The sequence below is a fragment of the Nocardioides sp. S-1144 genome (genome assembly GCF_005954645.2).
GTDB classification, from domain to species: Bacteria; Actinomycetota; Actinomycetes; order Propionibacteriales; family Nocardioidaceae; genus Nocardioides; species Nocardioides dongxiaopingii.
The window spans coordinates 2,029,292-2,041,435 of sequence record NZ_CP040695.2; the positions used below are offsets into that span (position 1 = coordinate 2,029,292).

General features: G+C 72.2%; 11 protein-coding genes. 4 read left to right on the forward strand and 7 right to left on the reverse strand.

Annotated features, from left to right (window positions below; genetic code table 11):
- The first annotated feature begins 2 nt into the window (after positions 1-2).
- The 4 genes from FE634_RS09535 to FE634_RS09550 all read left to right on the forward strand — a co-directional run bounded on the left by FE634_RS09535 (position 3) and on the right by FE634_RS09550 (position 2,726).
- The gene (locus FE634_RS09535; RefSeq protein ID WP_138875744.1) at positions 3-1,220 is read left to right on the forward strand and encodes a phosphoglycerate kinase; all 1,218 of its coding nucleotides are present in this window, start codon (positions 3-5) and stop codon (positions 1,218-1,220) included.
- Positions 1,217-2,014, forward strand: a complete 798-nt coding sequence (gene tpiA, locus FE634_RS09540; protein WP_148240539.1) for a triose-phosphate isomerase — start codon at positions 1,217-1,219, stop codon at positions 2,012-2,014. The genes FE634_RS09535 and tpiA overlap by 4 nt, the downstream gene beginning before the upstream one ends.
- 117 nt (positions 2,015-2,131) lie before the next feature.
- Positions 2,132-2,317 (forward strand): preprotein translocase subunit SecG, encoded by a 186-nt coding sequence (gene secG, locus FE634_RS09545; protein WP_134766457.1) that lies wholly within the window; start codon positions 2,132-2,134, stop codon positions 2,315-2,317.
- 49 nt (positions 2,318-2,366) lie between these two features.
- Entirely contained in the window at positions 2,367-2,726 is a 360-nt protein-coding gene (locus FE634_RS09550; RefSeq protein ID WP_134766143.1) for an RNA polymerase-binding protein RbpA, read from the forward strand.
- A gap of 97 nt (positions 2,727-2,823) precedes the next feature.
- Here FE634_RS09550 and FE634_RS09555 read toward each other — a convergent pair whose 3' ends face one another.
- The 7 genes from FE634_RS09555 to tkt form a co-directional block, all read right to left on the reverse strand.
- On the reverse strand, positions 2,824-3,789 hold the full coding sequence (locus FE634_RS09555) for a hypothetical protein (RefSeq protein WP_138875745.1): 966 nt from the start codon (positions 3,787-3,789) through the stop codon (positions 2,824-2,826).
- A 150-nt stretch (positions 3,790-3,939) separates the two neighbouring features.
- Positions 3,940-4,695, reverse strand: coding sequence for a 6-phosphogluconolactonase (gene pgl, locus FE634_RS09560; protein ID WP_138875746.1), 756 nt, complete (start codon positions 4,693-4,695; stop codon positions 3,940-3,942).
- Positions 4,692-5,597 carry a glucose-6-phosphate dehydrogenase assembly protein OpcA gene (locus FE634_RS09565; RefSeq protein ID WP_138875747.1) on the reverse strand — a complete coding sequence of 302 codons (906 nt, stop codon included), beginning with the start codon at positions 5,595-5,597 and terminating at the stop codon, positions 4,692-4,694. The genes pgl and FE634_RS09565 overlap by 4 nt, the downstream gene beginning before the upstream one ends.
- A complete protein-coding gene (zwf, locus tag FE634_RS09570; protein ID WP_137291957.1) occupies positions 5,597-7,150 on the reverse strand; it encodes a glucose-6-phosphate dehydrogenase in 1,554 nt (517 codons plus the stop codon). Before zwf ends, FE634_RS09565 begins: the two co-directional genes overlap by 1 nt.
- Positions 7,147-8,814, reverse strand: a complete 1,668-nt coding sequence (gene pgi / locus FE634_RS09575) for a glucose-6-phosphate isomerase (RefSeq protein ID WP_148240540.1) — start codon at positions 8,812-8,814, stop codon at positions 7,147-7,149. The genes zwf and pgi overlap by 4 nt, the downstream gene beginning before the upstream one ends.
- Positions 8,811-9,917 carry a transaldolase gene (tal, locus tag FE634_RS09580; protein ID WP_137291955.1) on the reverse strand — a complete coding sequence of 369 codons (1,107 nt, stop codon included), beginning with the start codon at positions 9,915-9,917 and terminating at the stop codon, positions 8,811-8,813. Before tal ends, pgi begins: the two co-directional genes overlap by 4 nt.
- Before the next feature lie 42 nt (positions 9,918-9,959).
- Positions 9,960-11,990: a transketolase gene (gene tkt, locus FE634_RS09585; RefSeq protein ID WP_262347665.1), complete on the reverse strand. Its 2,031-nt coding sequence runs from the start codon at positions 11,988-11,990 to the stop codon at positions 9,960-9,962.
- Between the last annotated feature and the right edge of the window lie 154 nt (positions 11,991-12,144).

Genomic DNA, 12,144 nt, shown 5'->3' on the forward strand with positions numbered 1-12,144 from the left:
CGATGGGGGAGTACGCCGGGCTGGGCGACGTCCAGGGCAAGCGGGTCCTGGTCCGATCGGACCTGAACGTGCCGCTCGACGGCACGAGCATCACCGACGACGGCCGGATCCGCGCCAGCGTCCCGACCATCCGGACCCTGGTCGAGGCCGGGGCCCGCGTGGTCGTGACCGCGCACCTCGGCCGGCCGAAGGGAGCGCCGGAGGACCGATACTCACTGGCCCCCGTCGCCGCCCGGCTCGGCGAGCTCCTCGGCACCGACGTCGCCTTCGCCACCGACACGGTGGGGGAGTCGGCGCGGGCCGCGGTCGCCGACCTGGCCGACGGCCAGGTCGTCGTGCTGGAGAACGTCCGGTTCAACCCGGGCGAGACGAGCAAGGACGCCGCCGAGCGCGGCGCCTTCGCCGACGAGCTCGCCGCCCTGGCCGACGCCTTCGTCTCCGACGGCTTCGGCGTCGTGCACCGCAAGCAGGCCAGCGTCTACGACGTCGCCGAGCGGCTCCCGCACGCGATGGGCGGCCTCGTCGCCACCGAGATCGACGTGCTCCGCCGGCTCACCGTCGACCCCGAGCGGCCCTACGTCGTCGTCCTCGGTGGTTCCAAGGTCTCCGACAAGCTCGGCGTCATCGACAACCTGCTCGGCAAGGCCGACAAGCTGCTCATCGGCGGCGGCATGGTGTTCACCTTCCTCAAGGCCCAGGGCCACGAGGTCGGCAAGAGCCTGCTGGAGGAGGACCAGCTCGACGTCTGCCGCGCCTACCTGGCGCGCGCGGAGGAGTCGGGCGTGCAGATCCTGCTCCCCGGCGACGTCGTCGTCGACACCGCCTTCCCCAGTGGCGACCGCAACCCGGAGCCGCGCGTGGTCCCCGCCGACCAGATCCCGGCCGACGCGCTCGGTCTCGACATCGGCCCCGCCTCGGGCGCCGACTTCGCGGCCGCGCTCGACGACGCGCGGACGGTCTTCTGGAACGGCCCGATGGGCGTCTTCGAGACCCCCGAGTTCTCCGACGGCACCCGTGCCGTCGCCGAGGCGCTGACCGGGGTCACCGCCCGCGGCGGGCTCTCGGTCGTCGGCGGTGGCGACTCCGCCGCCGCCGTGCGCGCCCTCGGCTTCGACGAGGACGCGTTCGGTCACATCTCCACCGGGGGCGGTGCCAGCCTCGAGTACCTCGAGGGCAAGGAGCTCCCCGGCATCACCGTCCTGGAGGACGCACAGTCATGAGCAAGAACACGCGCGTCCCGCTGATGGCGGGCAACTGGAAGATGAACCTCAACCACCAGGAGGCCGTCGTCCTGGTGCAGAAGCTGGCCTGGACGCTGTCGGACAAGCGCCACGACTTCGGCAAGGTCGAGGTCGTCGTCGTCCCGCCGTTCACGGACCTGCGCTCGGTGCAGACGCTCGTCGACGGCGACCGGCTCTCGGTCAAGTACGCCGCCCAGGACGTCTCGACGCACGAGTCGGGCGCCTACACCGGCGAGATCTCGGCGGGCATGCTGGCCAAGCTCGGCTGCTCCTACGTCGTCGTGGGGCACTCCGAGCGCCGCGAGCACCACGCGGAGACCGACGAGGTCGTCAACGCCAAGGCGCACGCCACGCTGAAGGCCGGGATGATCCCGATCGTGTGCGTCGGTGAGGGCCTCGAGGTCCGTCAGGCCGGCGAGCACGTCCCCCACACGATGGCCCAGGTCGAGGGGTCGCTCGCGGGCCTCACCGCCGAGCAGGTCGCCGACCTCGTCATCGCCTACGAGCCCGTCTGGGCCATCGGCACCGGCGAGGTCGCGACCCCGGAGGATGCCCAGGAGGTCTGCCAGGCGATCCGCGCGCAGATCCGCGAGGCCCACGGCGACGCGGCCGCCGACGGCGTCCGCGTGCTGTACGGCGGCTCCGTCAAGGCCGCCAACGTCGCCGGGATCATGGCCAAGGCCGACGTCGACGGTGCGCTCGTCGGGGGCGCCAGCCTCCAGGTCGACGAGTTCGGCGGGATCTGCCGCTTCCACGACATGCCCGCGCTCTGATTCCGAGCGACAACCCGCGGGTGCCGGTCGTCCTCGGACGGCATCCCTGACGTAGGATCAACCCTCGTGAACGCGGAACTCATCCTCACCATTCTCCTGTGCCTCGCCAGCGGTCTGATGATCCTGCTGGTGCTCCTCCACAAGGGGCGTGGTGGCGGTCTGTCGGACATGTTCGGCGGCGGTGTGTCGAGCTCGCTCGGCGGCTCGTCGGTCGCCGAGCGCAACCTCGACCGCTTCACGATCGGCACGGGCATCATCTGGTTCGCCTGCGTCATCGCCCTCGGCCTGCTCAAGGCCTACTGAGCCCCCTGCGGGCCCAGCACACGACGGTTCGAACGAGGAGTCAACAGTCATGGCAGGTGCAGGAAACGCCATTCGCGGCAGCCGCGTGGGTGCCGGTCCGATGGGCGAGGCCGAGCGGGGCGAGGCCGCCCCGCGGCAGGCCGTCACGTACTTCTGCTCGCACGAGCACCGCTCGGTGATCACGTTCTCGGTCGAGGCGACCGTCCCGGACTCCTGGGACTGCCCCAAGTGCGGCCTGCCGGCCTCGCTCGACTCCGACAACCCGCCGCCGGCGCCCAAGATCGAGCCCTACAAGACCCACCTCGCCTACGTGAAGGAGCGCCGCTCCGACCGCGAGGCCGAGGTGATCCTCGACGAGGCGATCCAGCTCCTGCGCACCCGTCGCAAGTCCGGCGAGATCATCTTCTGACCCACCACCCCTGACCCGCCGAGTCGGCGTCAAGGTCAAGTCGAAGAAGGCCGAGTCGGCGTTCGCACTCAACGCGAACGCCGACTCGGCCCCGTTTTCAGGCGACGACGGCGCCCCGTGCGGCCCGGGCTGCGGCGTACCCGGCCCGCAGCGTGCGGTCCGCCGACTGCGCCCGCCCGTGGACGTCGTCCCTGCGGAACACGTCGACCAGCCACCGCTGCGCGCCGAGCTCGTCGCGGCGGGCCCGGTCGTGCGCGACCTGCTCGGCCGTGGAGTGCCACTCCTCGCCGTCGTACTCGGCGCCGTAGCGGAGCTCCTCGCAGGCGAGGTCGATGATCGCGAGCAGGACGCCGTCGACCCAGACCTCGACCTGCAGCTCGGGCAGCGGGAGGCCGGCGTCGATCCACCGCAGCCGCAGGCAGGACTCGCCCGGTGAGGCCGCCCGGCCGTCGACGTACGGCGCGAGCTCGCGCAGCCGGGTGACCCAGCGCATCCCGCGGAAGCGGGGGATCCCGTCGAGGAACTCGTCACGGTCGACGCGGCCCAGCCGGAACATCTGGTCCATGCACGAGAGCGCCGCGTCGCGCGATCGCTGCCGGCCCAGGTCCCACGTGGTCCGCACCGGCGTGGTGACCAGGACGCCGCCCACCACGGTCACGTCGCGGGGACGCAGGTTGCGCTCACCGCTGTCCGCGAGATCGTTCCGGAGTCGCCCGTGACCGGACGGCCGGAACACCGAGATCGGCCGGAGCTGCTGGTGCTCACCGGGCGCAAGGATCATGTCCGCGCCGTGGAGCCAGCCGGCATGGCGGTCGCACACCACGCAGTCCTCGGGGACGACGAGCGCGAGGCTCTCGGCGCGCAGGCGGATCGAGTCGCCCGCCTGGGTGGCCAGGAACGTGCCGCGCACGGGGGAGCGCAGGTGGCCCGCGTCGATCAGCCGGCCCAGGTTGAACCGGCTGACGCCGGCGGCCCTGGCCGTCGCCGCCGTGAACGGACGGTCCAGCGGCAGCGGGAAGCGATCGTCGAGACGGGGCTGGTCGAGCAGCGGTTCGATGCGCATGCGGTCCGAGGTGCCCGGGCCGGCGTGCGGCCAACCCACCCGGTCACCGGCCTGTGGACGACCGCCCGAGAACCCGCCGAGTCGGCGTTCGCGCTGAGCACGAACGCCGACTCGGCGCGTCCCGACTTGAACTCTGCGCCGACTCGGCGGTCAGAGGGCGGAGGCGGCGGCGGTGTCGAGCCACCAGGTGATCTCGGTGGCGGTGCCGGACGCCGGGTCGCGGCCGGTCACGCCGCGGGCGGGGGTCGCGGTGACCGACCCCTCGGGGGCCAGGGCCCGCGCGACGGCGTCGGCCTTGCCGTCGCCGGCGGCGAGGAACCACACGGTGTCGGCCCGGTTGAGGCACTCGAAGGTGAGCGAGATGCGGTCCGGCGGCGGCTTCGGCGAGTCGTGGACGCCGACCGCGACGGCGTCGGTGGTCGCGGCGGCCGGGTGCCCCGGGAACAGCGAGGCCACGTGGCCGTCGGGGCCGATGCCGAGCATGAGGACGTCGAACCCACCGGACCCGTGGGCGCGCACCAGGTCGGCGTACGCCGCGGCGCCCTCCTCGACCGAGGACGCCGTCGCGGTGGAGGCCATCTCGTGCACCTGGGTGGCGCCGACGGCGTCGAGGAACGCCGCGCGCGCCTGGCCGGCGTTGCGGTCGGGGGAGTCGGGGGCGACGAACCGCTCGTCGCCGAACCAGACGACCACGGTGCCCCAGTCGACCCCGGACGCCGGCGACAGCCGCGCGACCTCCCGGTGGATGGCCTCGGCGATGGTGCCGCCGGTCAGCCCGATCTGCGGGACCTGCCCGGCCGCCTGCAGGTCGGCGAGCCGGGTCAGCAGCTCGCCGGCGACGGCGGTCGCCAGGGCCTCGGGCGACGGCTGGACCTCGATGCGCGGGCTCGGGGGGACGACGTTCACGGCGTGCTCCTGCTCAGGCTGGTGATGGTCGCGGCGTAGACGTCGTCCTCGTCGAGGCGGCGCAGCTCCTCGGCGAGCAGCTCGGGCAGCTTGCGCCGCTTGAGCGCGATCGGCCGGTCGGGCCGGTCGGGGGAGGTGAAGGTCGCGAGCCGTCCGTCGGTGCGGGCGATGCGGATCGGACCCTCCTTGGTCTCCATCACGACCTCGGTGATGCCCGGCCCCGACGAGTGGTGCCGGGTGACCTCCACCTTGAGCCGGCTGCGCAGCCACGCGGCGAGCAGGTCGGCGCTCGGGCTGATCCGCTCCGAGGTGACCGTCGCCGACGTCACCTTGAGCGGGTGCTGGTCGAGGGAGGCGGCGAGCAGCGCGCGCCACGCCGTGAGCCGGGTCCAGGCCAGGTCGGTGTTGCCGGCGACGTAGGACGCGCACTGCGTCTGCAGCGCCGTCGTCCGGCCCTGGTGGGCCTCGGCGGCGTCGGTGATCCGGCGCTTGGCGAGCGCGCCGAGCGGGTCGGCGGCGGGGTCGGTCGGCGGGTCGTGCGGCCACCAGATCGCGACCGGGGAGTCGGGCAGCAGCAGCGGCAGGACGACGGAGTCGGCGTGCTTGACCACCTCGCCCTCGAGCCGGATGACGGCGGCCTCGCCGCCCCAGCCCGCGCCGGTGCCGACCTGGGCGTTGACGACGGCCTTGCCGCGCGCCGAGCCGAGGACGACGCCGAGCACCCGCGCCGGGTGCTCGTGGGTCGCCTTGCGGGCGTTGGTCATCGCCGCCTCGGACGACTCCTCGTCGACCACGACGATCAGCGTCATCACCATGCCCATCGCCGGTGACCCGGCGCGGGTGCGGGCGCGCACGAACTCGGCCGCGATCGCCGCCGAACTGGTGTCGGTGAGCTCCATCATCAGGGCCTCCTCCAGACGCGTCCGTCGCGGGCCAGCATCTTGTCGGCCGACGCCGGCCCCCAGGTGCCGGGTGGGTAGTCCTCGGGGCTGCCCTTGTCGGCCCAGCGCTCCAGAATCGGGTCGAGGATCTTCCAGGACAGCTCGACCTCCTCGTGGCGCGGGAAGAGCGGCGGGTCGCCGAGCAGGACGTCGAGGATCAGCCGCTCGTAGGCCTCCGGCGAGGCCTCGGTGAAGGTGCCGCCGTAGGCGAAGTCCATGTTCACGTCGCGGATCTCCATCTGCGTGCCCGGCACCTTGGCGCCGAACCGGACCGTCATGCCCTCGTCGGGCTGCACCCGGATGACCAGCGCGTTCTGGGTGAGGTCCTCCACGGACGTCGCCGTGAACGGCTGGTGCGGCGAGCGCTTGAAGACGACGGCGACCTCGGTCACGCGCCGTCCGAGCCGCTTGCCCGTGCGCAGGTAGAACGGGACGCCGGCCCAGCGCCGGTTCTCCACGTTCAGGGTGATCGCGGCGTAGGTCTCGGTGCGCGAGGTGGCCGCGATGCCGTCCTCGTCCTTGAAGCCGAGCACCTTCGCGCCGCCGGCCCAGCCCGCGGCGTACTGGCCGCGCGCGGTGCCGCGGTCGATGCGCCGGGGCAGCTTGATGCTGGCGAGCAGCTTCTGCTTCTCGATCCGCAGCGCCTCGGCGTCGAACGAGGTCGGCTCCTCCATCGCGACGAGGGCCATCAGCTGCAGCAGGTGGTTCTGGATGACGTCGCGCGCGGCCCCGATGCCGTCGTAGTAGCCGGCCCGGCCGCCGATGCCGACGTCCTCGGCCATCGTGATCTGCACGTGGTCGACGTAGTTGTTGTTCCAGAGCGGCTCGAACATCGTGTTGGCGAAGCGGGTCGCCAGGATGTTCTGCACCGTCTCCTTGCCGAGGTAGTGGTCGATCCGGAAGATCGCGGGCGGCGCGAAGACGGTGTCGAGGGTCGAGTTCAGCTCGCGGGCCGACGTCAGGTCGTGGCCGAACGGCTTCTCGACGACGACGCGCCGCCACGGGCGGTCGCCCGACCTGCCCACGGGCAGCTCGTCGGGTGCCACCGCGAGGCCGTGCTCCTGCAGCTGCTGGGCCACCAGGCCGAACCCGCCGGGCGGGATCGCCAGGTAGAAGGCGTGGTTGCCGCCGGTGCCGCGGACCTGGTCGAGCTCCTCGATGGTGCGTCGCAGCCGGTCGAAGGCGACGTCGTCGTCGAAGGCCCCCGACACGAAGCGGAAGCCCTCGGCGAGCTGGTTCCAGACCTCCTCGCGGAACTCGGTGCGGGCGTGGGCCTTCACCGAGTCGTGCACGATCTGGGCGAAGTCCTGGTCGGCCCAGTCGCGCCGGGCGAACCCGACGAGGCTGAAGCCGGGCGGGAGCAGGCCGCGGTTCGCCAGGTCGTAGATGGCCGGCATGATCTTCTTGCGGGACAGGTCACCGGTGACGCCGAAGAGCACCATGCCGCACGGCCCCGCGATGCGGGGGAGTCGGCGGTCCTGCTCCTGGCGCAGCGGGTTGACGTACGAGCTCATCGGTGGCGGTGCTCCTGGTAGTAGGCGATCAGGGCCCGGGTCGAGGCGTCCTGCTCGGCCAGCGCGTCGGCGTCGCCGGCGATGGCCGGCCCGACCTGCTGGGCGAGCTGCTTGCCGAGCTCGACGCCCCACTGGTCGAAGCTGTCGATGCCCCACACCGCGCCCTGCACGAACGTGAGGTGCTCGTAGAGCGCGATCAGCTGGCCCAGCACGGACGGCGTCAGCTCCGGCGCGATGATCGAGGTGGTCGGGCGGTTGCCCTCGAAGACGCGCGCCGGGACGACGTCCTCGGCGGTGCCCTCGGCGCGGACCTCGTCGGCGGTCTTGCCGAAGGCCAGCGCGCGGGTCTGGGCCAGGAAGTTGGCCAGGAACAGCTCGTGGACGTCGGTGCTCTGCCCGTCGACGGCGTCGACGAGCGGGTAGCTCGGGTTGGCGAAGGCGATGAAGTCGGCCGGGATCAGCCGGGTGCCCTGGTGGATGAGCTGGTAGAAGGCGTGCTGGCCGTTCGTGCCGGGCTCGCCCCAGAAGATCTCACCGGTGTCGGTGGTGACCGGCGAGCCGTCCCAGCGGACGCCCTTGCCGTTCGACTCCATCGTCAGCTGCTGGAGGTAGGCCGGGAACCGGTGCAGCAGCTGGGCGTAGGGCAGCACCGCGTGGCTCTGGGCGCCGTGGAAGTTGACGTACCAGACGTTGAGCAGGCCCATCAGGAGCGGCACGTTGCGCGACGGCTCGGTGTCGCGGAAGTGCTCGTCCATCGTGTGGAAGCCGGCCAGCAGCTCGGCGAAGCGCTCCGGGCCGATGGCCACCGCGAGCGACGTCCCGATGGCGGAGTCGAGGGAGTAGCGCCCGCCGACCCAGTCCCAGAAGCCGAACGCGTTGTCGGGGTCGATGCCGAAGTCGGCCACCTTGTCGAGGGCGGTCGAGACCGCGACGAAGTGGCGGCGGACCGCGTCCGCCTCGTCCTGGCCGGCGAGCCCGTCGAGCAGCCACGCCTTGCACAGCCGCGCGTTCGTGAGCGTCTCCAGCGTGCCGAAGGTCTTGCTCGACACGATGAACAGCGTCGTGGCCGGGTCGAGCCCCTGCAGCGTGGTCGCGGCGTCGGTGGGGTCGATGTTGCTGATGAACCGGCACTCGAGGCCGTCCTGGCGGTAGGGCGCCAGCGCCTCGTAGGTCATCACGGGACCGAGGTCGGAGCCGCCGATGCCGATGTTGACGACCGTGCGGATCCGCTCGCCGGTCACGCCGGTCCAGGAGCCGTCGCGCACCTTCTCGGCGAAGGCGTAGACCCGGGCGAGCACCTCGTGCACGTCGTGGACGACGTCCTGGCCGTCGACCTCGAGGCTGGCCCCGGCGGGGAGCCGGAGCGCGGTGTGCAGGACGGCGCGGTCCTCGGTGACGTTGACGTGCTCACCGGCGTACATCGCGTCGCGCCGCTCGAGCACCTTCGTCTGCGCGGCCAGGTCGAGCAGCGCCGCGACGACGTCGGCGTCGAGGAAGGACTTCGACAGGTCGACGGTCAGGTCACCGGCGGTGTGGGTGAGCCGGTCGACCCGGTCCGGGTCGGCGGCGAACCAGGCCCGCAGGTCCGGGGCGGAGGCCGTGGCCAGCGCCGTCAGGCGGGACCACGCCGGTGTGGAGGTCGGGTCCACCGGCCCACCGGTCACGGGCGGGCCGCCGCCATCTGCTTCTCGACGGTCTCGGTCAGCTCGGTCCAGGACGTCTTGAACTTGTCGACGCCCTCGTGCTCGACGGTGACCAGGACGTCCTCGAAGTCGACGCCGGCGGCAGCGAGCCGGTCGAAGACCTCCTGGGCCTGCGCGGCCCGCCCGGTCACGGTGTCACCGGTGACCTCGCCGTGGTCGCCGAAGGCGTCCATGGTCTTCTCGGGCATCGTGTTCACGGTGTCGGCGACGACGAGCTCGGTGACGTAGAGCGTGTCGGGGTAGGCCTCGGACTTGACGCCGGTCGAGGCCCACAGCGGGCGCTGCTTGACCGCGCCGGCCTCGGCGAGCTGCTTCCACCGGTCGCTGGCCAGCACCTCCTCGTAGGCGGCGTAGGCCAGCCGGGCGTTGGCGAGGGCGGCCTTGCCCTTGAGCGCGGCGGCCTCGTCGGTGCCGATCTCGTCGAGGCGCCGGTCGATCTCGGTGTCGATGCGGCTGACGAAGAAGGAGGCGACCGACTGGATCTCGCCGAGGTCGAGACCGGCGTCGCGGGCCTGCTCGAGGCCGGTCATGTAGGCGTCCATGACCTCCTGGTACCGGGTGGTCCCGAAGATCAGGGTCACGTTGACGCTGATGCCCTGGGCGATCGCCGCGGTGATCGCCGGCAGGCCCTCCTTGGTGGCGGGGATCTTGACCAGGGCGTTGCCGCGGTCGACGGCGGCCCAGAGGGCCTGGGCCGAGGCGATGGTGCCCGCGGTGTCGTTGGCCAGGGTGGGCTCGACCTCGATCGAGACGCGTCCGTCGGAGGCGCTGCCGTCGGCGACCCGCTTGAAGATGTCGCAGGCGTTGCGGACGTCCTCGGTGGTGAGCTCGAAGATCACCCGGTCGACGCTGGCGTCGTCGGCGACGAGCTGGCGCACCTGGGCGTCGTAGCGCTCGCCGTTGGCGATCGCGCCGGCGAAGATCGTCGGGTTCGTGGTCACCCCGACCACCGACTTCTCCTCGATCAGCGCGGCCAGGTTGCCGCTCTCGATGCGCTCGCGCGACAGGTCGTCGAGCCAGATGGACACGCCGGCGTCGGCCAGCGTCTTGAGGCGGTCGTTCATGGGTTTCTCCTGTGATCGGTGGGTGGCTCGCCGGACCGGGTCTCAGCCCTGGACGACCGTGATGCTGTCGCGGGCGGCGTCGGCCACGGCCTGCGCGGTGATGCCGTACTCGGTGTAGATGCGGGCGTAGTCGGCCGAGGCGCCGTACTGGTCGATGGACACGATCCGACCGTGGTCGCCCACGATCTCGCGCCAGCCCTGCTTGACCCCGGCCTCGACCGAGACGCGCGCCTTGACCACGGGCGGGATGACGGTCTCGCGGTAGGACTGGTCCTGCTCCTCGAACCACTCCAGGCACGGCATCGAGACGACCCGGGCCCGCACGCCGTCGGCGGCGAGCAGCTCGCGCGCCTCGACGGCGAGCTGGACCTCGGACCCGGTGCCGATGAGGACGACGTCGGGGACGCCGCCCTCGGCGTCGATGAGGACGTAGCCGCCGCGGGCAACGTCGTCGAGGCCGCTGAAGCCGTCCTCGCCGCGCGGGAAGACCGGCACGTTCTGCCGGGTCAGCGCGAGCGCGGCGGGCCGGTCGGTGCGGCCGAGGATCGCGGCCCAGCAGGCGGCGGTCTCGTTCGCGTCGGCCGGGCGGACGACGTCGAGGCCCGGCATCGCGCGGAGCGCGGCGAGGTGCTCGATCGGCTGGTGGGTCGGGCCGTCCTCGCCGAGGCCGATGGAGTCGTGGGTCCAGACGTAGGTGACCGGCAGCCCGCTCAGCGCGGCGACGCGGACCGCGCCGCGCATGTAGTCGGAGAACGTCAGGAACGTGCCGCCGTAGACGCGGGTGAGGACGTCGGCCGCGATGCCGTTCATGATCGCGCCCATGCCGTGCTCACGGATGCCGAAGTGCAGCACGCGGCCCTGGAACGGGTCGGCCTCCCACTCCTCGACGCCGCGGCTGACCGGCAGGAACGACGGGACGCCCTCGATGGTGGTGTTGTTGGAGCCGGCGAGGTCGGCCGAGCCGCCCCACAGCTCGGGCATGATCGGCGCGATCGCGTTGATGACCTTGCCCGACGCCGACCGGGTCGCGACGCCCTTGGCGTCGGCCTCGAACGTGGGCAGCGCCTCGGCGAACCCGTCGGGCAGCGCGCGCTGCTTGAGGCGGTGCAGCAGCGCGGCGGAGTCGGGGTTCTTCTCGGCCCACGCGGCGTACTTCTCGTCCCACTCCGCACCCCACGCGGCGCCGCGCTCGCGCAGGCCGCGGGTGTGGGTGAGGACCTCCTCGGAGACGACGAAGGACTCGGCGGGGTTCCAGCCGAGGACCTCCTTCGTGGCCGCGACCTCGTCGGGCCCCAGCGCGCTGCCGTGGGCCTTCTCGGTGCCCTGCGCGTTGGGCGCGGGCCAGGCGATGACGGTGTCGACGATGATCAGCGAGGGCTGGTCGAGGACCTCGCCGGCCGCGGTGATCGCCTGGTGCAGCTGCGGGACGTCCTCGCGGTACTCGGTGCCGCCGTTGGTCCAGTCGACCTCCTGGACGTGCCAGCCGTAGGCGCGGTAGCGCGCGGCGACGTCCTCGGTGAAGGCGATGTCGGTGTTGCCCTCGATCGAGATCCGGTTGCGGTCGTAGATGAGGGTCAGGTTGCCGAGCTCCTGCGTGCCGGCGATCGAGCTGGCCTCGCTGCTGACGCCCTCCTCGAGGTCGCCGTCGCTGCACAGCGCGTAGACGTGGTGGTCGAAGAGGCTCTCGCCCGCCGCGGCACCCGGGTCGAGGAGACCGTGGACGCGCCGGCCGGACATCGCCATGCCGACGGCGTTCGCGACGCCCTGGCCGAGCGGCCCGGTGGTGACCTCGACGCCGGCGGTGTGGCCGAGCTCGGGGTGGCCGGGGGTCTTGGAGCCCCAGGTGCGCAGCGCCTTCAGGTCCTCGATCTCGAGGCCGAAGCCGCCGAGGAAGAGCTGCGTGTAGAGGGTGATCGAGGAGTGGCCGCACGACAGGACGAACCGGTCGCGGGCAACCCACGACGGGTCGGCCGGGTCGTGGCGCATCACCTTCTGGAAGAGCAGGTAGGCGACCGGCGCGAGGCTCATCGCGGTACCCGGGTGTCCGTTGCCGACCTTCTGCACGGCGTCCATGGCCAGCACACGTGCGGTGTCGACGGCGCGGTCGTCCAGGTCGGTCCAGTCAAGCTTCGGGGTGGCGCTCACAAGGCTCCTCAGTACAGGTTCACGGGCATTGCCGAGCCTACTCACCCTGCGCGTTAGACTCACACCGCCTGGGCGGGTGTGA

Bases quoted from the DNA above. Each gene is read 5' to 3' on its own strand.
- zwf (WP_137291957.1), bottom strand. From the start codon at position 7,150: ATGAGCTCGTACGTCAACCCGCTGCGCCAGGAGCAGGACCGCCGACTC.
- tkt (WP_262347665.1), bottom strand. From the start codon at position 11,990: ATGGACGCCGTGCAGAAGGTCGGCAACGGACACCCGGGTACCGCGATG.
- tal (WP_137291955.1), bottom strand. From the start codon at position 9,917: ATGAACGACCGCCTCAAGACGCTGGCCGACGCCGGCGTGTCCATCTGG.
- FE634_RS09565 (WP_138875747.1), bottom strand. From the start codon at position 5,597: ATGATGGAGCTCACCGACACCAGTTCGGCGGCGATCGCGGCCGAGTTC.
- tpiA (WP_148240539.1), top strand. From the start codon at position 1,217: ATGAGCAAGAACACGCGCGTCCCGCTGATGGCGGGCAACTGGAAGATG.
- FE634_RS09535 (WP_138875744.1), top strand. From the start codon at position 3: ATGGGGGAGTACGCCGGGCTGGGCGACGTCCAGGGCAAGCGGGTCCTG.
- secG (WP_134766457.1), top strand. From the start codon at position 2,132: ATGATCCTGCTGGTGCTCCTCCACAAGGGGCGTGGTGGCGGTCTGTCG.
- FE634_RS09550 (WP_134766143.1), top strand. From the start codon at position 2,367: ATGGCAGGTGCAGGAAACGCCATTCGCGGCAGCCGCGTGGGTGCCGGT.
- FE634_RS09555 (WP_138875745.1), bottom strand. From the start codon at position 3,789: ATGCGCATCGAACCGCTGCTCGACCAGCCCCGTCTCGACGATCGCTTC.